The following is a 20,467-nucleotide window of genomic DNA, read 5'->3' as shown; positions in this document are numbered from 1 at the left end:
GCGAGCGGTGAGCTATCTTCCGCTGGCGCCGTCCGGAACGACGCCGCCGCGGGTGCTCACCATCGCCGGATCCGACTCCGGCGGTGGCGCGGGCATGCAGGCCGACATTCGCACTTGCACCCTGCTGGGCGTGCACACGCTGTGCGCGGTGACGGCGGTGACGGTGCAGAACTCGCTGGGCGTCAGGGACTTTCACCCCGTTGCGCCCGACGTGGTCGCCGCGCAGATCGCGGCGGTGTGCGATGACATCGGGGCACAGGCCGCCAAGACCGGCATGCTGGCGACGGCACCGATCATCGAGGCCATCGCACTCAGCTGGCGCGAATACGGCGCCGGGGTGCCGCTCGTGGTCGACCCGGTGTGCGCCTCGATGCACGGCGACGCGCTGCTGGACGCCGACGCGCTGAATTCCCTCAAGCGCGAATTGTTTCCGCTCGCGACTTTGGTAACGCCGAACCTGCACGAGGTTCGGCTACTGGTCGATATCGACGTCGTCGACCCGGCCACCCAGGCCGACGCCGCCCGCGCGCTGCATGCCCTGGGCCCGCAGTGGGTGCTGGTCAAGGGCGGACACATGCCCCGCTCGGACAGCAGCCCCGATCTACTGTTCGACGGCAAGGACTTTCACGAGTTCGAATCCCCGCGGGTGAGCACCGCCCACGACCACGGCGCCGGCGACACCTTGGCCGCGGCGACAGCTTGCGCGCTGGCACACGGCTATTCGTTGCTCGACGCCGTGACGTTCGCCAAGGGCTGGGTTACCGAGGGCCTGCGGGCGTCGTATCCGCTGGGGCGCGGTCATGGACCGGTGTCGCCGCTGTTTAGGCTGCAGCCGTGAATCTCGACGACATCGCGGGCGTCGCCCATGAACCCGACGGCACACCGGCCGGGGTGGTGGCGCTGACGCACGGCGCCGGCGGCAACCGGGAATCGGCTATGCTGCAACGACTTTGCGACGAGTGGGCCCGGCGCGGCTGGCTCGCGGTCCGCTACGACCTGCGGTACCGGCGCCGCCGCCCCAAGGGCCCGCCGTCGGGATCGTCGGCCGCCGATCGCGCCGGTATCGTCGAGGCCATCACCGTCTGTCGCGGCTTGGCCGACGGCCCGCTGATCGCCGGCGGCCATTCCTACGGCGGCCGGATGACGTCGATGGTGGTGTCCGCCAAGGAGGCGCACGTCGACGTGCTGACGCTGTTCTCCTATCCAGTGCATCCGCCCGGTAAGCCTGAACGCGCCCGCACCGAACACCTGCCCGACATCGCCGTGCCGACAGTGTTCACCCACGGCACCTCGGACCCATTCGGAACGCCGGCCGAGGTGCAAGCGGCGGCGGCACTGGTGTCGGCGCCGACACAGGTCGTCGAAATCGCCGGTGCCCGGCACGATCTGGGGTCGAAGACGCTGGACGTACCCCGCCTAGCGGTGTCGGCGGCCCTGCAGCTACTCGGTCGCGACTGACATCACGCACTCTTGTCGCCGCCGCGACCGCGAACGATCTCGGTCGCGATGTCGATCAACTTGACGTTGGAATCCTGCGACCTCTTGCGGAGCAGGTCGAATGCGGCGGCATCGGAAATGTTGTTGAGCGTCATCAGCATTCCGATGGCCTGGCCGATGGCGCGGTTGCTGTTGAGGCCGCGACGCAGCGTGGCCACATCTTCGCTGTGGGCCGACGCGGTGCTCGCCACCGTGGCGAATGCGCCCAGCACGACGGCTTCCTTCAACGAGTGGCTGCCGAGCGCGCCGGGGACGTCGGAAAACAGGTTGAGCGCGCCGATTCCGTCGCGGCCTACTGGCAACCGAATGCTCAGCGCACCACGCACGGGCGTGTCGGTCAGCACTTGCTCCGTGAGCGGCGCCCACCTGGCGCCCGCCGCCAGATCGGATTCGATTTGCGCAGTAGATGTTTCGATCGCCTCGAGGCACGGGCCCAGACCGAGGTCCAATTGCAGGCGGTCGATCTGACGAGCGACGGCGTCACTGACGGCAGCGCTCCGGCACACGCCGTCGCGCGAAACGACCAGGCTCGCATGGTCGCAACCCGGCACGGTCATCGTCGCCGCCACGCAGATCGCAGCGTACGTCTCTGCGGGAGTCGAGCCTCGTCGCACGATGTTGGCCAACGACGCGTACACACCTGGCGCATCCGGACGCGGTGGAGACGACACTGCAACCTCCTCACCTCAGCGGGAAAGCTCGCGGCCTACCTATGGCCTAGATCACTTATAACCTATGTTGATTTCTATAGATTTTGCTTATCACGACCTAGACTGTTTCGCAACTGTGGTACAAAGGTTTTATATGCGTGCGAGAGCCGAGGATGTATAGATGACCGACCAGCCCCAGCGCTCCGGCGGGCCAACCGCCAACCAGGGGGTTTACGGGATATCAGTGGCCGCGGAACTGTCCGGGATCGCGGTGCAATCACTGCGCCTCTACGAACGGCACGGCCTCTTGCGCCCCTTCCGCAGTGGCGGCGGTACGCGGCGCTACAGCGCGGACGATCTCGCCCGCCTGCGACGCATCAGCGAACTGGTCGACGCGGGCGTGAATCTGGCCGGAATCAGCCGAATCCTCGACTTGGAGGACGACAACGCGGCGCTGCGCACCGCGAATCGCGATGTTCCGCGCAGCTAGAACACACACCTTTACCGGTACCGCGGGTACTGCGTATATTGTCGTGCCATGACTTTGGAGCGCTTCGAAGCCCTCATCGTCGGCGCCGGCTTCGGCGGTATCGGCGCGGCCATCCAGCTCAAGCGCATGGGCATCGACGACTTCGTCATCCTCGACCGCGAAGACGACCTCGGCGGGACCTGGCACGTCAACCACTACCCGGGGCTGGCCGTCGACGTCCCCACCACCACCTACTCGTATTTCTTCGAGCCGAACCCGAACTGGTCACGGCTGTTCACCCCGGGGCCGGAGATCAAGCAGTACGCCGCGGGCGTGGCCGACAAGTACGACGTCCGTCGGCACATGCGCTTCAACACCATCGTGGAGAGTGCCCGCTGGGACGAAGAGACCCGACACTGGCAGGTCGCGCTGTCCGGCGGCGACGTGGTCTCGACGCGCTACCTGATCACCGCGACCGGCTTCCTGTCGCAGCCCAAGACGCCCGACATTCCCGGAATCACGACGTTCGAGGGCAAGGTCATCCACACCACCGAGTGGGAGGACGACTTCGACCCCAGCGGTCACCGGGTCGGGATCATCGGCACCGGGGCAACCGCGGTCCAGCTCATCCCGAAGCTCGCCGACAAGGCCGCCGACCTCACCGTCTATCAGCGCACGCCGATCTGGGTCGCGCCGAAGATCGACCTCAGATTCTCCGCGACCGCCAAGCGCATCTTCGCCCGCTTCCCCTGGACCCAGCGCGCGATCCGATCCATCACCGACACGATCTACGAAATGATGATCACCGTCGGCCTGGTGCGCTACCGGGTCCCGCTGTTCCGGCGCCTGAACATCTCCGCCGCGGATCTGTGCAAGATCAACCAGTTCATCGCGATTCGCGACAAGGAACTGCGCCGCAAACTCACGCCCGACTATGACCTCGGCTGCAAGCGACCGACGTTCTCCAACAGCTACTTCCGCAGCTTCACCAAGCCCCATGTCCACCTGCAGGCCGACGGCATCGAGCGCGTCGAGGCCGACGGGATCGTCAACGCCGACGGATCCAAGACACACATCGACACCCTCGTGCTGGCCACCGGATTCGACCTGTGGGAGGCGAACTTCCCCGCCATCGAGGTGATCGGCCGCGACGGTCGCAACCTCGGAAAGTGGTGGCGCGACACGCATTTCCAGGCCTACCAAGGTGTGTCGATGCCGTACTTCCCGAACTACCTGAGCCTGGCCAGCCCGTTCGCCTTCCTCGGTCTGAACTTCTTCAACACGATGGAATACCAGATGCGCTTGATGGACCGGCTTTTCGCCGAGCTCAAGCGGCAGGGTGCGGACACCTTCGAGGTGACCGAGGAGGCGAACGCCGCCTACCTCGACCGGATGACAGATTTGCTGGGTGATTCGCTGTGGATTCTCGGTAACTGCGCCACCTCACGGTCGTACTACTTCAATCCCAGCGGCGAACCGTCACTGTTGCGTCCGATGGCCACGTCGACGGCGATCGAAGAGGCGTCCAACTTCCCGTTGAGCGACTACGCGATCAGCTAAGGAGAAGCATGTCCCGTAAAAGCAATCGCATCGCCCGCTTTTCGGGCCTGGCACTGGCTGGCGCCGGTCTGGCCCACTTCACCAGCCCAGGGTTGTTCGAGTCGATCACCAGGTCGGCGTTCCCGCGCAACACCCGTCAGCACGTCTACACCAACGGCAGCATCGAAACGGTGCTCGGGCTGAGCTTCGCCAGCAAGCAGACCCGCAGCCTCGGCGCCGTCGGCATCATCGGATACCTCGCCTACCTCGGCGGCAACGCCATCCGGCACTCCCAAAAAGCCTAGCCTCCATCCGCTTTCGCACGGATTGACTTTTTCCCGAGCAGCCGCCGGGTGCGCTTTTTCGCGACACCCGGCGGCCGGCGGGACTAGGGGCAGGTGACGTCGAGTTCGAACGGCTTGTTGACCGGTCCACCCATCGGGTTGGCCATGTCCACGCCGCTGGCGGTGCCGCTGATCTTGTACGAGCTGCCGTCCTTGGTGGCATCGGCCTTGCCGCTGGCACCGCCGACGGCCAGGGTCACGCCGTTGACATTGCCCAGCGCAACGGATTTCACGACCGGCGGGTTGGCGTCGCTCAGCACGGCGCCGATGCCCGTGGGCGTACCAGGGGCGCCTCCGCTGATAGCGATGTTGACAGTGCCGGCGGCGGTGGTGCAGGCGACCTGGCCCTTGACGTTCTGGTCTTTGCCGTCGATGACAACCTTGGTGTTCGACGAACCGGCGGGAGCGACCGCGGCGTTGCCGACACTGACGGCCTTGTCGTTGTGTGAGCATCCCACCATCACGGTGGCGAGGGTGGCCGCCGTACCGGCCATGATCAGGATGTTGCGTTTCATTTAGGGACTCCTTGTTGGTGTTGCTGACGTTGTCGTCATCACTGTGCGAGAGAGGGCTTTATGGATCCTTAATGCCGCGTGAAGTCGTACTCCGACTCAGGGACGCTTGGCGTAGCGAGTGAGAAAACCGGTGGCCGCGATACCCGCAACGACACCGATCGCGCCCCACAGCACGATGGAGAACATCAGCGATCCGAACAGGAAGTCGTAGGCGACCGAGAGGTAGATCGACCACAGCACGCGGTAGAGGCACCAAAAAGCAAGCAGCCCAGTGCTGATCCCGATGATCAGGGCATGGTTGCGATCGGTGCGATCGATCTGTTCCTCGATGTTGGCGGGCAGAAAGTTCATGTTGCGTTGTCCTTTCGTGAGGTCGCGGTGCTGCGTTCGAGCACCCGCGTTCGCTCACTGTGCGGGACAGCGCTTACTGGATCCTTAACGGAGCGCCGGATCGACTCCGGCCTCGAGCGTGAACTCCTCGTCGCCGATGCGGATCGCATCACCGTGGTGTAGCTCGGCGCTGGGGTCAATGCGTGTGCCGCGCACGCGCACTCCGTTGGCCGACCCCAGGTCGGTGATGAGGATGGTCCGTCCGTCGTCGGCGATCACCGCGTGGTGGCGGCTGACCTTGGCACCGGACAACACGAGGTCGTTGTCCGGACTGCGCCCGATGCGGGTCGCCGTGCCGGCCAACGGATATCGACGCCCGTCGGCAGCGACCAGCACTGCCTTCGCACTCCGGCGTGCGCCGATTGCGTTGTCCGACTGCGCGACAATGGTGTCTTCGGCGTGCGACTGGGCGATTTTGCGGGCGTCCAGCGGCTCCTGACGCAGGATCCGCTCGTACAACTCGCGGATCGTCCATCCCGGGTCGATGCCCAGGTCCTCGGCCAGTAAAGATTTCAGCCGCAGGTAGGCATCCAGGGCATCCGATTGGCGGTCCGCCAGATAGTAGGCGGTAATCAGCTGCGCCCACAAGGGTTCTCGATAACCATGCCTGGCGGTCAGGCCCTCCAGCTCCGGAATCACGGTGTGTGGTCGGCCACAAGCGATCTCGGCCTCTGCGCGGGCGATGTGAACGAGTACGCGCTCCTCGTCGAGTGCCGCGGCAAGGGTCTCGGCGAACTGAAAGTCGCTGAGGTCCTCGAGAACCGGACCGCGCCACTGGCCAAGGGCTTCCAGTAGGTGACCGCTGGCCTGCTCGAACTGCGCGGCCGCCGCGGCCTGCACGCCGGCGTTCTTCGCGGCAATGAAGCGCCCGAAGTCGTAGTTGTCGTCGCTGATCGTCAGCTGGTATCCCGGGGGTGTGCTGAGCAGAACGGAACGGTCGATGCCCGCATCACTCATCAGTCGGCGCAGATTCGAAATGTAAGCGTGCAGCGTGGCCCGGGCACCCTCCGGGGGCCGCTGATCCCAGGCCGCACTGATCAACGAGTCGATGCTGACCGGTCGATTCGCGTTGACGATCAGCATCGCCAGCACGGCGCGCTGCTTCGGCGTGCCCAGCGGCACCGATTTCGCACCCACGAGCACTTGCAGCGGACCCAAGACGCCGAATTGGGCAGCCGCAAAGGGGCTGTCGGCGTTCGACCTATCGGCCATCATGCTGTTTCCGCGCTCACCAGGTTCGCCAGCTAAACAAAAGCAGCATAGCTTCCGGATAGGATCTGGCCATGCCGGTATCGGTGGGCGAGGCGTTTGCGGGATTTACGATCCTGCGGGTACTCGGGGCGGGCGGCATGGGCTCGGTGTATCTGGCGGCGCATCCGCGGTTGCCGCGCCAGGACGCGCTGAAAGTGTTATCCGCACAGTGGACCGCGGACCCCGAGTACCGGGAGCGCTTTCTCCGCGAGGCCAACCTGACCGCGAGCCTGTCGCACCCCAACATCCTGGGTGTTCACGATCGTGGTGAATACGACGGACAGTTGTGGATCTCGATGGATTACGTCGGGGGTACCGATGCATCGAAGCTGGTCCGCGAGCAACACCCCGACGGCCTGCCCGTCGAACAGGCGCTGGAGATCGTCACCGCGGTCGCATCGGCGCTGGACTACGCCCACCAGCAGGGGCTGTTGCACCGCGACGTCAAGCCCGCCAACATCCTGCTGGATCCCACGGCGCAACGAATCTTCCTCGCCGACTTCGGCATTGCTCGCCTCATCGACGATCCGTCAGGGTTGACGGCAACGAACATGGCGGTCGGAACCATGTCGTATGCGGCACCAGAGCAGCTGCGCGGTGAGCCGCTCGACGGCCGTACCGATCAATATGCGTTGGCCTGCACAGCTTTTGATCTGTTGACCGGCGGGCCGCCCTACGCCGACTCCAATCCCGCGGTGGTGATCACCAAGCACGTCGCCGCGCCGGTGCCGCTGGCGAGCGAACGGCGACCCGCGTTGGTCGCGTTGGACGCGGTGCTGGCTAAAGCGATGGCCAAGACACCCGCGGACCGCTACGACAGCTGCGGCGAGTTCGCCCGAGAGCTGAACCGCGCGCTCGACCCGTCGTCGAGCCGGGTGCGCACGCCCGCCCCGCCTCCGCCGACGGCGCCTCAGCCGGCGCCCACCCTCGTCACTCCGGTGCGTCGGACTCCGCGGGTGAAACTCATTGCGGCCCTTGCAGTCAGCGCCGTTGTACTGGTGGCCGCGGTGCTGACCGGGGTGCTGTGGCTCGACCGCGACAAACACCACACCGCCGCCCCGCCCGCGCCAGCGACTCACGAATTCTCGGGGACGTATCGCGCCGACTACGGTCCGGGTACCGACCTCGAGGGCAAGCCGGCCCCTGACGCGCCGCCGATGACCGGCACCTGGGACGTGCGATCCAACTGCGGTGTCGGCGGCTGCGTCGCCACCGCGGCCTACACCGGCAACAGCGGAATCGTGCTGGTCTCCAACCTGGTGTTCGACCAGATCGGCGCAACCTGGGTCGCGGTGAGCCTCGCCTCGACCTCGTGCAACGACGCACCCACCGAGGTGTGGGTGGTCTTCACCCTGCAACCACAACCCGACGGCACCCTCACCGGCGACACCACACGCTCGACCGTCAACAGCTGTGGCGCGGCCAAGCGCACCGTAACCTTCACCCGCACAGGCGCTCCCGACCCGACAAAGGTCCCCGATCCGGCATCCCTGCCACCGCGCGCGGCGTCGGTGTCCACCGCGCTACACGGCCGCTATCACGAGACGATCACCTACGCGAACGGCGCTACGGTGCCGGGACAAGCCGATCTCACCGTCCGTACCGTGTGCCTGCGGAATGCAGAGCGATGCATGAGCCTGTTTCATGCGATCGACGGAGTCGTGCCACTGGTCTTCAGCAACAACAAGTGGACCCGCGACGACGAAGGAATGGTGCCCTGCAATCCGGGCGAGACCGCCCACTTCAAGCTCAGCGCCGAATACCCTCTGCCGGACCCGCTGCAGGACCCAATTCCACTGCTCGTCGGCCACGGCCACAACGAGATCGTCGGTAGCTCCTGTGCTGCAGGCGAATTCGAAGACAAATACCAGCGCACTGGCGACTAGCTGCCCGCATTAAGAATGCATTCAGCGCTGCTTTCTAGCGTGATCGCCATGAACATCGCACTCATTTCGCGGCGCACCATCGGCGCCGCACTGCTCTCCGGTGGCGTCGCTCTCGCAGGACTGAGCGCCGCCACCATCGCTCAGGCTTCGCCAGGCGACAACTTCTCACACCCGCACCAGTGGTGCCCGGGCCAACCGCTTCCGGCAGGAGATGTCCACTGGGACAACAACGTCTGCCACACCTGGTACTGGGTGCCGGTCGGCGGAATGGGCAACGCCGGCCAATTCGTCTGGGACGGGCCGACGCCGCCGGCGCACGGGCCGGGTCCGTGCTACGGCGCGCCGATCTGCCTGCCCGGACTCTAGGCCCGACTACTTCTTGGCGAGCTCGTGACGGGTCCGGTCCTCACGAATCGGAACTCCGTTGCGGCCCATGATGTCCTGGGCGTAAAAGCCCGTCGCATAGGCCACTCCGCCGCCGTTGATGCCCAGTTCGTCGCGGTCGATGTGCTCCAGGGAGTCGGTCGACTTGTGGTAGTTGGGGTCGAAGGGTTGTTCCGCGGGACCGCCCCAGAGTTTGGCCTCGTCCGCCGACTTCTTGGTCTCGGCGCCCGAAAAAAGCCCACCGGCCGGGATACCCGCTTGGGTGAAGCCGTCGTAGTCGGATCGGCCGTCGAAACCCGTGTCCTGCGGGGTCTTTCCGGCGGCGTTGAGATACGACGCCAGTTCTCGTTCGATACCCGCGGAGCCCTCGGGCACCACGGGGTTGCCGCGCTCGTCGGCCGGCAGTGACTGGTCACCGTCGTAGGTGAAGTAGCCGGGGTTCGGCGATGCGAGCATGTCGAAATTCAGGTACAGCGCAATGTCCTTGAGCGCGTTGGCATCCAGTGACTGCACGTACTTGTGAGACCCGATCAGCCCGAGTTCCTCGGCGCCCCAGAAACCGAAACGGACGGCGTTGTGGATGCCCGGCGACGGTCCCAGTTGCAGCGCGGTCTCCAGCACCGCGGCCACCCCGGATCCGTTGTCGTTGATCCCGGGTCCCTCCGGAACGCTGTCGAGGTGTGCACCGGCCATCACCACGTCGCTGGTCGACCCGGTCTTGGTCTGCGCGATCACATTGCGGGCAGAGATGGTCTTGGTGTCTGCGGAGACCTGCACCGTGGCGGGTCCCACGATGGTGCGCAACATCGCGCCATCGGACTTCGTGACGCCGACGACGGGAATCTTGATCTCGTTGCTCTCGCCGAGGGTGCCGGCGATGTGCTCCTCGACGACGTTGTCCGCCACCACGATTGCCACCGCACCGCGTTGCGCGGCGGCGTTGGCCTTCTGCGAGAACGGGCAGGTGCCGCGGTCCACCATCACCACGGCACCGTTGGTGGGGTGATTGTCGAAGTCGGCGGGGTTGCAGCCCGGGCTGCCGTCGGCCGGCAGCGCGACCAGTGGGCCGTGCACCCCCTCCGGTGGCGTGCCGAGGCTGTACTCGAGCGCACGCGCCTCGAACTTCTTGTCCGCGACGGACACCGAGCCCGCCTCGGAGTGGAACACGTGCGCATCGAACTGCATCGTCTGGACGTCAAAACCCTTGTCCCGCAACTTACCGACCACGTAGTCGACGCTGGCGTCATACCCGGGCGTGCCGACCGCTCGGGTGTTGTTGTTTGCGTTGGCGATGTCCTGCAGCTTGCTCAGGTGACTCATCATCGCGTCGGTCGTGACCTTGCCGCGTAGCGAGGTAGCGAAGTCCGCACCCGATCTCGGCTTCAGCGTGTTGCCGGAGTTGGAGTCACAGCCGCCGACTGCCAGCAGCAGCGCCACGGCAGCGACCAGCAGGGGTTTTGAGTTGGTAGCCATTGCGCCCCAGGTTAGACGCACGCGACCGCTTCCGCGGGATCGTCACGCCGGAGAAATGCATGGACCGTCGTCCCCGTGGAACTGGTGTGGGTGCGCAGCAGGTCGGCGATCGCGTTGACCACGAACAAGCCGTACGGACCGACGCCCGGCGCCGCGGGTGGGCGCCGTCCCGCCAATGGGTCCCCCCAGTGGCCCATGTCGCGCGCCTCGCAGATCACGAACCCGCTGTCGTACCAGAATCCGAGTTGGCACGGGCCGCCGGCGTGGTCGAGGCTGTTGGTGGCCAATTCCGTGGTGACCAGGAGAAGGTCGGCGACCCGGTCGGGCGCCATGCCGAGCAACCGGCCGTAGCGTTCGGCACACCTTCGGGCGCCGGCCAGGTCCACGGCGTGCTCGACCGTGTGTGTCACCGCGGCCGGACTGGTCGTCAGGGGTTGATTGCAGCGTTCGAGCGCCGTGTCGATCGCGTACTCCGGGCAGTGTCGGCGCGCCCCGCCCAGCCACACCTGCGGGTGCGTCAGACGGACGTGCGCCAAGACGCTCTCGTCCAGGCACGACGCGTCGTAAGGGCACAGACCCGTGATGCTCGACCCCGAGAACGCGATGTTGGCCAGCGCCTCGTGCTGCATGCACGCGAGGTACTCCGATTCCGTGCGGCCCGCCCAGGCCGGTTCGGCGATGATGCGGACGTGCTGGTCCGGGTGGCGTTCGACGAAGGAGTACTGGCCCGCCATGATCCGCCCGGGATTACGACCGAATTCGGTCATGTCGGCCATCGTGACCTCGTCGGCGTCGTCACCGAGCGCGTCCCGCAGCGAGGCCAACCGGTCCCCCGGCACCACGAGCAGGACGGGCTGTTGCTGGGCCAGTCCGTCGGCGATGAATTGCACCAGCGAGTCGACGTATTCGCGCTCTGACTCGTACAAGAGCGCAGAATGGTCGTAGCCTCGACGGTTCACGTGTGTGCTCAGTGTCATGTCGACGGATGAGTTCCTAGGCAAAGCGTTAGCGGCAAGATTGCTTCGTAGAACTACCCAAGCGTCATAAAGCTAATCAGGCAGCGCGAACCTGCTCCCGAATCAGCTCGGCCACAGCCCGCATACCTGCGCCGTTGGGATGAAAAGGTGCTGGACGCCACGGGACAGGCCAGCCGGCCGCCCGCACCCAAGGCGTCGGCGACCAGCCGTGGTGCTCGCGGCTGGCCTGCCCGGCCCGCACCACCTCGCAACCGGTGTCGGCGGCCGCCGCGGCGGTGGCCTCTTCCAAGCGATTCGCGACGAAGCGACCCAGGTCCGCGTGCTCGGCGGACAGCGGCGCGGCGGTGAAACCGGGCGCGGGCAACAGGGTGAGGTAGTCGACGAACAGCACCCGGGCCCGGGGTGCCCGGTGTCGTACCGCGGTGCCGACGGCCCGCAGGGCGTCACCGATGCCGTCGAGCGCTGACTCGCGGGCGCCGCGGTCGAGGAGCTCACGGATCGACGGCAGCTTCCGCGCTAGTGCCGGCAGCGACGCGGCCATCAGCAGCGGCACGTAGCCGACGTCGTTGCCGCCGATCGTGACGGTGACCAGCCCCTCGGCGCCGTTAAGCGCCTCGATCTGGGGCGGGGCGCCGCGCTGCCGCTCGGCGAGCACGTTCGCGGTGGTGGCACCGGAGAAGGTGACGTCAACCAGGTCGAAGCCCAGTTGTTCGGCGACCAGGTGTGCGTAATTGCGGGCCGAGCGGCCCGAACCGAAAGGGGCGCCGGGCGCGGACGGCTTGATGCCGGGCCCGGCTGCCATCGAGCTGCCGAGCGCCACGTAGCGGGTCATACGTCGGGGCTGGATGCCTGCGCCCAGAAACGCTTCGGGATGCGCCCGGCCCGGCGGGCCAGATAACCGGCGGTGACGGCGGCGGCCATCGCCGCGGCCATCGCGGGCGGATCGGCCGCCCGCGTCACCGCGGTAGCCAATAGCACTGCGTCGCAACCCAACTCCATTGCCAGCGCGGCATCGCTAGCGGTGCCGATGCCGGCGTCGAGGACGACGGGCACGCCGGCCTGGGCGACGATCATCTCGATGTTGTGCGGGTTGGCGATGCCCAGGCCGGTGCCGATCGGCGATCCGAGCGGCATCACCGCGACGCAACCGGTGTCCTCCAGGCGCTTGGCCAGCACTGGGTCGTCATTGGTGTACGGCAAGACCACGAACCCATCGTCGACCAATTGCTCTGCGGCCCGAACTAATTCGACGGCATCGGGGAGCAGCGTACGTTCGTCGGCGATCACTTCGAGCTTGACCCATTCGGTGCCGAGCGCCTCGCGGGCGAGTTGCGCGGTGAGCACCGCCTCGGCGGCACTGCGACAGCCCGCGGTGTTGGGCAGCGGCGTGATGCCCAGGCGGCTCAGCAGATCGAGCATGCCGGTGCCGCCTTCGGCATCGACGCGACGCATCGCGACGGTGGTCAGTTCGGTGCCAGATGCGATCAGTGCTTCTTCGAGAACGGCCAGATTGGCGGCGCCCCCGGTGCCCATGATCAGGCGCGAGGTGAAGGTGCGCCCGGCAATGGTCAGCTTAGAATCAACCACCCTGCACCGCCGTCACGACGTCGATGCTGGCGCCGTCGGAAAGCGCTGTGGCCCAACGTGATCGCGGAACCACGGCCTGGTCGACGGCGACCGCGATACCGCGGTCCGGGTAGCCCAGCGACTTCAACAACGCCGCAACGGTCATATTCTCGTCGACCACGATGTCTTCTGCGTTGACCTTGATAATCATGCAACCCCCACCGGAATGAGTTCGGAGACAATCTGTTCGGCCGTCCACGGCGCCAGCAGAAAACCGGAGCGGCCGTGCCCGGCGGCGACCAGCGTCCGCGCATCCAGCCTTCCCACCAGCGGCAGGTTGTCGGGCGTCATCGGCCGCAGACCAGCAATGCACTCGGCGAATTCGTACTCACCGAGTGCCGGCAGCACGGCGCACGCGTCGTCGAGCAGATCCCGCACCCCGGACACCGAGGGCGCCGTGTCGCGGCCGTGCTCGTACTGGGTGGCGCCGACCACCACCCCATCGGCGCGCGGCACGATGTACACCTGGCGTCCGTGCACGCGAGCGCGGATTACCCGCTGCGGCAACGGCATACACCCCTTACGCCAGCGCAGTCGCAGCACCTCGCCTTTCACCGGTCGGATCGGCAGGTCCGGCCACAGCGACGGCGCATCGATGCCGTTGGCGATCACCGTCGCGTCCGCCCGCACGCCGTCCAAGTCGTCCACCGGTCCAGCCCATTCGACGCCGAGCTGTTCGCAGGCCGCGGTCAAGCCGTCGAGCAGCGCGCGGTTATCCACCGCGAGCTCCGTCGGCGCTCGGAACCCGTGCCGAATGCCTTGCGCCAGCATCGGTTCCACATCACGGACCGCCGACTCCCACACCACCGGCTGCCCCTGCCCGGACAGCCAGTCGGCGACGGTACGCAGGTCGGCCACGTCAGCCCGGTCGACCGCGACCACCAACGACTCGCGCGCGGTGATCACGCCGTCGGGCAGGCCGTCGGTGAATCCGCCCTGCTGCCACAGCCGCAACGACTCGAGGCCCAACTGCAGCAGGCGCTCCTCGCCGGGCCAGCCTTCAGAATGCGGGGCGAGCATTCCTGCCGCGACCCACGACGCGCCCGGTTGCCCGGAGCGGTGCACCCGCACCGACCAGCCGGCTTGGGCCGCGCGGCGTGCCACGGACAGCCCGATGACTCCGCCGCCGATGACGGCCAGCGATCCAGGGTCCGGTGGCATCTACGCTCCCTTCGCCGGCATGATCCGGATCAGGTGTGACGGTAAGGGCCGACGCGCCCATTCTCAGACCCCGTACGCGGGACTCCCGTGTCGACTCACCACGGTAGTCGTTAGCGTCGCGGTGTGCATCAACGATTGGACCGGCTCGCCGACGCGCGGCTCTACCTCTGCACCGACGCCCGGCGCGAGCGCGGTGACCTGGCCGAATTCGCCGACGCCGCGCTGGCCGGCGGGGTCGACATCATCCAGTTGCGCGACAAGGGGTCAGCCGGCGAGCAGCAGCTTGGCCCGCTGGAGGCGCGCGCGGAGTTGGCGGCCCTCGAGGTGCTGGCTGATGCCGCCCGCCGGCACGGTGCGCTGCTGGCCGTCAACGACCGCGCCGACATTGCCCGCGCGGCCAACGCGGACGTCCTGCATCTGGGCCAGGACGACCTCCCGCTCCCCGTGGCGCGCGACATCGTCGGCCCCGACACGCTGATCGGCCGCTCGACCCACGACGCCGAGCAGGCCGCCGCTGCGGTGGCCGAGGCCGTCGACTACTTCTGCGTCGGGCCGTGCTGGCCGACCCCCACCAAACCGGGACGGCCCGCGCCGGGGCTGGATCTGGTGCGCGCAACGGCCGAATTAGCTTCTGAGAGGCCGTGGTTCGCCATTGGTGGCATCGATATCGAACGGGTGCCAGACGTCGTGGCGGCGGGGGCCCGGCGCATCGTCGTCGTCCGGGCGATCACCGCCGCCGAGGACCCGAAGGCTGCGGCCGAGCGGCTTTGTTCGGCGTTCGCTTAGGCGGGCAAGCCCACGATGCGAAGCATCAGGCCGCTGTCGCCGATCTCGATCTCGCGCCCCGGCTCGCTCGGTTCGCCCGCACTCCACGGCACCATGCCCAGGGCGGTACGCAGCCGTTGCCAGCTGGCCGCGAAGCCGGGGTGTAGCGGCAGCTGGTGCACCTCGTCTTCGCCGACCCAGCGCATCTCGGCGCTCTCGAAGTTCGCCACGGTCGCCAGCTGATGGGACGTGTCGGCGACGACGGTGGTGTAGGTCCAGTCGGTGCCGCTCGCCCTCGCGGTGATCACCGTCGCCCGCACCGCCACCAAGTCGGCGGGCAGACCGGCTTCCTCATGCGCCTCCCGGACGGCGGCCTCTTCAGGGGTTTCATGGCTGTCGCGGGCGCCGCCCGGCAGTCCCCACGTGCCGCCCTGATGGCTCCACGGCGCGCGGTGCTGCAGCAATACCGAGGGCAAGCCGTCCGACCGCGGGGCACGGAGCAGCAGCCCGGCCGCGCCGAACCTCCCCCAATGCGGGCTGCCGGTGTCGGACACCACCCATCCGTCGCCGTCGCCGCGCACGCGTTCATGTTAAGCAGCCCCGATGAAACACGCGGCTCGGGTCGCAGACCGGTAACGAGTCGGGAAATCTGAGTAAGCAGGTCCCCGCATCTCAGGAAAACACTCTTAGACTTCACTTAATACCGTTCGAGACACGCACGCCCGAAAGATGAGGTCCGAACAGACGTGACCGTTGAGTTGGCGCACCCGTCGACTGAGCCGCTGGGTTCGCGGTCGCCGATCGAGCCGGCACACCCCCGGTGGTGGTTCGTGGCGACGACGCCTGGCCGCATCCTGTCGATCGGCCTGGTGCTGGCCATTCTCGGCGGACTGAGCGCGTTCGCCACCTCGACCACCATCAACCAGCGGCAACACGCGCTGACGACCGTCCTCAGCCACACCGAACCGCTGGCCTTCGCTGCCGGGCGGCTCTACACCACGCTCTCGGTGGCCGACGCCGCCGCGGCGACCGCGTTCATTGCCCAGGCTGAGCCGCGCACCGTCCGGCAACGCTACGAGCAGGCCATCACCGACGCCGCCGTCGCCGTCACCCGTGCCTCCAGCGGTCTGACCGACGAGCCGCTGGTGCAGTTACTCGGTCGGGTCAACGCCGAACTGGCGGTCTACACCGGCCTGATCGAGATCGCGCGAACGAACAACCGCGCAGGCAATCCGGTCGGCTCGTCGTATCTGTCCGAGGCGTCGACGCTGATGCAAGCGACGATCCTGCCGGACGCCGCGCGGCTCTACAGCCAAACCTCGCAACGCGTCGATGCCGAGACCACGGCGTCCACTCAGATCCCGGCGCCGGTGATTTTGGTCGTCCTCGCCACCGCGATCTTCGGCGCGTTTTCGCACCGCTGGCTCGCACGTCGCACCAAGCGACGGATCAACCCCGGTCTTGTCGCCGGTGCGCTGGCAATTCTCGTTATGGTGGTCTGGGTGGGAACCGCGCTCGCGATATCCACCAGCGGCAGTCGTAGCGCCAAAAACACTGCGGCAGAGTCACTGAAGACGATCACCAATCTGTCCATCAGTGCGCAGCAGGCGCGGGCCGACGAGACCCTGTCCCTGATTCGTCGCGGGGACGAAGAAGTGCGCAAACAGTCCTTCTACGACCGCATCGACGCCATGCACAAACAGCTCGACGAGTACCTCGCGCGTCGTGACGCCGTGGACAAGAACGACCTGCAGGGCGCCGACAAGGTCCTGAATCAGTGGCGACGGGCCGACGACCGGATCAATTCCTACATCTCGGTCGGTAACTACCGGGCCGCCACGCAGGTGGCACTGGGCAGTGGCGAGGACGACTCCACACCCGCCTTCGACAAACTCGACCGCGCCCTAGTGAAGGCCATGGAGCAGAGCCGTCACGAATTGCGCGAAGACGTGTTGAATGCGCGACGTGGGCTGGCCGGCGCCACCGTGGGCGGCATCGTGCTCAGCCTCGGCGCGGCGGTTGCGGTCGCGCTCGGACTGTGGCCGCGGCTGATGGAGTACCGATGAGGGCACTGCGGATGTTCTGCGCCGCAGCGAGGGCGGGGCTCGATGCATGGTGCCGACCCGCTGCTCGCGGCCTCGCCGCGCTGGCGATCGCCACGTTGCTGGCCGGCTGCAGCGAGTCCGGCTCCATGGTGGTGGCTCCTGCGCCGACGCTGCCGCCACCCACCCCGGCTGGGATGCAGGAGATGCCGCCGCAGCCACCGCTCGCGCCGGACAAGACCGCCGACAACTGCAACCCGACCGCGAGCCTGCGTCCCTTCGACAATTCCGCCGACGCCGACGCCGCGGTGGCCAACATCCGTGCGCGCGGCCGGTTGATCGTGGGCTTGGATATCGGCAGCAACCTGTTCAGCTTTCGCGATCCGATCAGCGGCGAGATCGTCGGCTTCGATGTCGACATCGCCGGCGAGGTGGCGCGCGACATCTTCGGAAACCCCGCGCAAGTGGAGTACCGGATCCTGTCGTCCGACGAGCGCATCACCGCGCTACAGAAGGGCGAAGTGGACGCTGTCGTGAAGACCATGACAATCACCTGCGAGCGGCGTAAGGAAGTCAACTTCTCCACGGTGTATCTCGATGCCTCGCAACGGATTCTGGCCCCGCGCGACTCGCCGATCACCAAGCCGGCCGACCTGTCGGGGAAGCGGGTCTGCGTGGCCAAGGGCACCACGTCGTTGCACCGGATCCGCGAGATCGCGCCGCCACCAATCGTTGTCGAGGTGGTGAACTGGGCCGACTGCCTGGTGACGTTGCAGCAGCGTCAGGTCGACGCGGTCAGTACCGATGACTCCATCCTCGCCGGGCTGGTGTCGCAGGACCCATACCTGCACATCGTCGGGCCGAACATGGGAACGCAGCCCTACGGCATCGGTGTCCAACTGGACAACACCGGCTTGGTCAAGTTCGTCAACGGAACACTCGAGCGAATCCGCCGTGACGGTACGTGGAACACGTTGTACCGCAAGTGGTTGACGGTCCTCGGCCCTGCGCCGGCTCCGCCGAATCCCAGGTACGAGGACTGATGGCCGAGGAACCGGCTGACACCGAGGGCCAGGACCCGGACGACCTCGGTCCGGGAACTCAACCTGCCGACTTCATGGTCGACTCGTCGTCGCAGAGCCGACCAATCGCTACGCAGGCGATTTTCCGGCCGGACTTCGATGACGACGATGACGAATTTCCGGTGCACATCGGCGACACCATCCCCACGCCGACAAAGCCCGCCAGCAGGGCTCCCGTACGCCGGCTAGGCGGCGGCCTGGTCGAGATTCCGCGAGTGCCGGACATCGATCCGCTCGAAGCATTGATGCCCAATCCGGTTGTGCCGGAGTCGAAGCGGTTCTGCTGGAACTGTGGACGGCCGGTCGGGCGGTCCAGCAAGGATGAGACGGCACAGTCAGAGGGCGAATGCCCGTACTGCGGAAGCCCGTATTCGTTTCTGCCGCAGCTCAATCCGGGCGACGTGGTGGCTGGACAGTACGTCATCGAGGGTTGCATCGCGCACGGCGGGCTCGGCTGGGTGTACCTGGCGCTCGACCGCAACGTCAACGATCGCCCGGTGGTGCTCAAGGGTCTGGTGCATTCCGGTGACGCCGAAGCGCAGGCGATCGCCATGGCCGAACGACGATTCCTGGCCGAGGTCGTTCACCCGTCGATCGTGCAGATCTTCAACTTCGTCGAGCACACCGACCAGCATGGTGAACCCGTCGGGTACATCGTCATGGAATACGTTGGCGGACAATCGCTCAAGCGACGTAAGGGTGACAAGCTACCGGTCGCCGAGGCGATTGCCTATGTGCTGGAAATTCTTCCCGCGCTGGGGTATCTGCATTCGATCGGTCTGGTCTACAACGACCTCAAGCCAGAGAACATCATGCTCACCGAGGAGCAACTGAAGCTGATCGACCTTGGTGCGGTGTCACGGATCAACTCGTTCGGTTATCTCTATGGCACACCGGGTTACCAAGCGCCGGAGATCGTGCGGACCGGTCCGACGGTGGCCAGTGACATCTACACCGTCGGTCGAACGCTCGCGGCGTTGACGTTGAAGCTGCGCGCTCGCGGCGGGCGCTACGTCGACGGTCTCCCCGAAGACGATCCGGTGTTGGCCGAGTACGACTCGTTCGGCCGATTATTGCGCCGCGCAATCGATCCCGACCCCAGCCGACGATTTGGCAGTGCCGAGGAGATGTCGGGTCAGCTTTCGGGTGTGCTGCGTGAAGTCGTTGCACAGGACACCGGCGTGCGCCGGCCCAGTCTGTCGACGATCTTCTCGCGTAGCCGCGCGACATTCGGGGAGGCTCTGCTGGTCGCCCACACCGACGTGTACCTCGACGGCCACGTGCACTCGGAGAAGCTGACGGCCAAGGAGATTGTGACGGCATTGCAGGTGCCGCTGGTCGACCCGGCCGATGTCGCTGCGCCGTTGCTGCAGGCGACGGTGCTGTCGCAGCCGGTTCAAACCCTGGATTCACTACGCGCATTCCGCCATGGCGCAATGGATTCCGACGATATCGACCTGACCGATTCCGTCGAACTGCCGCTGATGGAGGTTCGCGCCCTGCTCGACCTGGGTGACGTCGCCAAAGCGACTCGCAAGCTCGACGACCTCGCCGAGCGAGTGGGCTGGCGCTGGCGATTGGTCTGGTATCGCGCCGTATCCGAATTGCTCACCGGGGACTACGATTCGGCGAGCAAGCACTTCAGTGAGGTCTTAGATACCTTTCCGGGCGAACTGGCTCCGAAGATGGCGTTGGCCGCGACGGCCGAATTGGCCGGTAGCTCAGACGAACACAAGTACTACGACGAAGTCTGGAAGACCGACGACGGAGTGATCTCGGCAGCCTTCGGCTTGGCCCGGGCCCAATCGGTTGAGGGCGATCGCGGTGGCGCGGTCCGCACTCTCGACGAAGTGCCAGCCACGTCAAGGTATTTCACCACTGCACGACTGACGAGCGCGGTAACGCTGCTGTCCGGTAGGTCGGCCACCGATATCACTGAGGACCAGATCCGCGATGCGGCGCGGCGGGTCGAGGCGTTACCGCCGACCGAGCCTCGCGTGCTGCAGATTCGCGCCCTGGTCCTGGGTAGCGCGCTGGACTGGCTGAGCGATCACGAGGCCAGCACCAATCACATCCTCGGATTCCCGTTCACAGAGCACGGCCTGCGCCTCGGTGTCGAAGCATCGCTGCGCGGACTTGCCCGAGCTGCGCCGACCCAGGCGCATCGTTACAAGCTGATCGACATGGCCAATCGCGTGCGACCTACCAGCACATTCTGATTGCGCTGGAAGCGAATTCGGTTGTAGGAGGGACCGTGGTGCGCTCGTCCGAGACGGTCATCCGATCACGTTCCCAGTCACGCCCGATCCGGCAGGCTGATACCCCGACACGGGGTCTGACCTTTGGATCCTCGGCGAAATACCTGGTTAACGCACTAAAGGCCCCTGTTGCGACGCCTGATCAGCGGCATTTTCAT

21 protein-coding genes, 1 pseudogene and 1 riboswitch are annotated in these 20,467 nt (G+C 66.4%); of the genes and pseudogenes, 11 read left to right on the top strand and 11 right to left on the bottom strand.

Annotated features, from left to right (window positions below; all coding sequences use genetic code 11):
* Window positions 1-7 precede the first annotated feature (7 nt).
* Window positions 8-838 (top strand): bifunctional hydroxymethylpyrimidine kinase/phosphomethylpyrimidine kinase, encoded by an 831-nt coding sequence (thiD, locus tag PT015_RS20605; protein ID WP_285186895.1) that lies wholly within the window; start codon window positions 8-10, stop codon window positions 836-838.
* Window positions 835-1,458: an alpha/beta hydrolase family protein gene (locus PT015_RS20600; RefSeq protein ID WP_285186893.1), complete on the top strand. Its 624-nt coding sequence runs from the start codon at window positions 835-837 to the stop codon at window positions 1,456-1,458. The genes thiD and PT015_RS20600 overlap by 4 nt, the downstream gene beginning before the upstream one ends.
* Window positions 1,459-1,460: 2 nt before the next feature.
* Here PT015_RS20600 and PT015_RS20595 read toward each other — a convergent pair whose 3' ends face one another.
* On the bottom strand, window positions 1,461-2,168 hold the full coding sequence (locus PT015_RS20595) for a GAF and ANTAR domain-containing protein (RefSeq protein ID WP_285186891.1): 708 nt from the start codon (window positions 2,166-2,168) through the stop codon (window positions 1,461-1,463).
* Between the two features lie 160 nt (window positions 2,169-2,328).
* Between PT015_RS20595 and PT015_RS20590 the strand changes: the two genes are divergently transcribed.
* From PT015_RS20590 to PT015_RS20580, 3 genes are read left to right on the top strand one after another with little or no spacing between them, the layout of a single operon-like run.
* Window positions 2,329-2,637 carry a MerR family transcriptional regulator gene (locus PT015_RS20590; RefSeq protein ID WP_285186889.1) on the top strand — a complete coding sequence of 103 codons (309 nt, stop codon included), beginning with the start codon at window positions 2,329-2,331 and terminating at the stop codon, window positions 2,635-2,637.
* A gap of 48 nt (window positions 2,638-2,685) precedes the next feature.
* Window positions 2,686-4,176: a flavin-containing monooxygenase gene (locus PT015_RS20585; RefSeq protein ID WP_285186887.1), complete on the top strand. Its 1,491-nt coding sequence runs from the start codon at window positions 2,686-2,688 to the stop codon at window positions 4,174-4,176.
* Between the two features lie 8 nt (window positions 4,177-4,184).
* Entirely contained in the window at window positions 4,185-4,460 is a 276-nt protein-coding gene (locus PT015_RS20580; protein ID WP_285186885.1) for a hypothetical protein, read from the top strand.
* An 83-nt stretch (window positions 4,461-4,543) separates the two neighbouring features.
* On the opposite strand, the gene PT015_RS20575 is transcribed toward PT015_RS20580, so the two are convergent.
* The 3 genes from PT015_RS20575 to PT015_RS20565 all read right to left on the bottom strand — a co-directional run bounded on the left by PT015_RS20575 (window position 4,544) and on the right by PT015_RS20565 (window position 6,616).
* Window positions 4,544-5,014, bottom strand: a complete 471-nt coding sequence (locus tag PT015_RS20575; protein WP_285186883.1) for a lipoprotein LpqH — start codon at window positions 5,012-5,014, stop codon at window positions 4,544-4,546.
* 96 nt (window positions 5,015-5,110) lie between these two features.
* Window positions 5,111-5,365, bottom strand: coding sequence for a hypothetical protein (locus PT015_RS20570; RefSeq protein WP_285186880.1), 255 nt, complete (start codon window positions 5,363-5,365; stop codon window positions 5,111-5,113).
* A gap of 84 nt (window positions 5,366-5,449) precedes the next feature.
* On the bottom strand, window positions 5,450-6,616 hold the full coding sequence (locus PT015_RS20565; protein WP_285186879.1) for a BTAD domain-containing putative transcriptional regulator: 1,167 nt from the start codon (window positions 6,614-6,616) through the stop codon (window positions 5,450-5,452).
* 71 nt (window positions 6,617-6,687) lie between these two features.
* Here PT015_RS20565 and PT015_RS24825 point away from each other — a divergent pair.
* Both PT015_RS24825 and PT015_RS20555 read left to right on the top strand, forming a co-directional pair.
* A pseudogene (locus PT015_RS24825) lies at window positions 6,688-7,677 on the top strand (serine/threonine-protein kinase); the annotation flags it as partial.
* 912 nt (window positions 7,678-8,589) lie between these two features.
* On the top strand, window positions 8,590-8,907 hold the full coding sequence (locus PT015_RS20555) for a hypothetical protein (protein ID WP_285186875.1): 318 nt from the start codon (window positions 8,590-8,592) through the stop codon (window positions 8,905-8,907).
* A gap of 6 nt (window positions 8,908-8,913) precedes the next feature.
* On the opposite strand, the gene PT015_RS20550 is transcribed toward PT015_RS20555, so the two are convergent.
* From PT015_RS20550 to thiO, 6 genes are all read right to left on the bottom strand, one after another.
* Entirely contained in the window at window positions 8,914-10,398 is a 1,485-nt protein-coding gene (locus PT015_RS20550; protein WP_313824733.1) for a M28 family metallopeptidase, read from the bottom strand.
* 11 nt (window positions 10,399-10,409) lie between these two features.
* Window positions 10,410-11,324 (bottom strand): sensor histidine kinase, encoded by a 915-nt coding sequence (locus tag PT015_RS20545; protein ID WP_285186874.1) that lies wholly within the window; start codon window positions 11,322-11,324, stop codon window positions 10,410-10,412.
* A 127-nt stretch (window positions 11,325-11,451) separates the two neighbouring features.
* Entirely contained in the window at window positions 11,452-12,207 is a 756-nt protein-coding gene (locus PT015_RS20540; RefSeq protein WP_285186872.1) for an SGNH/GDSL hydrolase family protein, read from the bottom strand.
* Window positions 12,204-12,962 carry a thiazole synthase gene (gene thiG, locus PT015_RS20535; protein WP_285186870.1) on the bottom strand — a complete coding sequence of 253 codons (759 nt, stop codon included), beginning with the start codon at window positions 12,960-12,962 and terminating at the stop codon, window positions 12,204-12,206. Before thiG ends, PT015_RS20540 begins: the two co-directional genes overlap by 4 nt.
* Complete coding sequence (gene thiS / locus PT015_RS20530; RefSeq protein WP_285186869.1) at window positions 12,955-13,152, bottom strand: sulfur carrier protein ThiS; 198 nt, start codon at window positions 13,150-13,152, stop codon at window positions 12,955-12,957. The genes thiG and thiS overlap by 8 nt, the downstream gene beginning before the upstream one ends.
* The gene (gene thiO / locus PT015_RS20525; protein WP_285186867.1) at window positions 13,149-14,162 is read right to left on the bottom strand and encodes a glycine oxidase ThiO; all 1,014 of its coding nucleotides are present in this window, start codon (window positions 14,160-14,162) and stop codon (window positions 13,149-13,151) included. The genes thiS and thiO overlap by 4 nt, the downstream gene beginning before the upstream one ends.
* Window positions 14,150-14,261, bottom strand: a riboswitch (TPP riboswitch). (Overlaps the previous gene by 13 nt.)
* 36 nt (window positions 14,262-14,297) lie before the next feature.
* On the opposite strand from thiO, the gene thiE reads away from it, so the two are divergent.
* Window positions 14,298-14,948, top strand: coding sequence for a thiamine phosphate synthase (gene thiE, locus PT015_RS20520; protein ID WP_390888043.1), 651 nt, complete (start codon window positions 14,298-14,300; stop codon window positions 14,946-14,948).
* On the opposite strand, the gene PT015_RS20515 is transcribed toward thiE, so the two are convergent.
* On the bottom strand, window positions 14,945-15,508 hold the full coding sequence (locus tag PT015_RS20515; protein WP_313824731.1) for an NUDIX hydrolase: 564 nt from the start codon (window positions 15,506-15,508) through the stop codon (window positions 14,945-14,947). The two genes, thiE and PT015_RS20515, sit on opposite strands and share 4 nt — an antisense overlap.
* Before the next feature lie 165 nt (window positions 15,509-15,673).
* On the opposite strand from PT015_RS20515, the gene glnX reads away from it, so the two are divergent.
* The 3 genes from glnX to PT015_RS20500 are packed head-to-tail and all read left to right on the top strand — an operon-like array spanning window position 15,674 to window position 20,270.
* Entirely contained in the window at window positions 15,674-16,993 is a 1,320-nt protein-coding gene (gene glnX / locus PT015_RS20510; RefSeq protein WP_285186865.1) for a protein kinase G-activating protein GlnX, read from the top strand.
* Window positions 16,994-17,004: 11 nt separating this feature from the next.
* Window positions 17,005-18,012, top strand: coding sequence for a glutamate ABC transporter substrate-binding protein (locus tag PT015_RS20505; protein ID WP_285191203.1), 1,008 nt, complete (start codon window positions 17,005-17,007; stop codon window positions 18,010-18,012).
* The gene (locus tag PT015_RS20500; protein WP_285186863.1) at window positions 18,012-20,270 is read left to right on the top strand and encodes a serine/threonine-protein kinase PknG; all 2,259 of its coding nucleotides are present in this window, start codon (window positions 18,012-18,014) and stop codon (window positions 20,268-20,270) included. Before PT015_RS20505 ends, PT015_RS20500 begins: the two co-directional genes overlap by 1 nt.
* The last annotated feature ends 197 nt before the right edge of the window (window positions 20,271-20,467 follow it).

The organism is Candidatus Mycobacterium wuenschmannii (genome assembly GCF_030252325.1).
Classification (GTDB): Bacteria; Actinomycetota; Actinomycetes; order Mycobacteriales; family Mycobacteriaceae; genus Mycobacterium; species Mycobacterium wuenschmannii.
The sequence above is the reverse complement of the archived record's forward strand: the minus strand, read 5'-3'. Positions and strand labels throughout refer to the sequence as shown.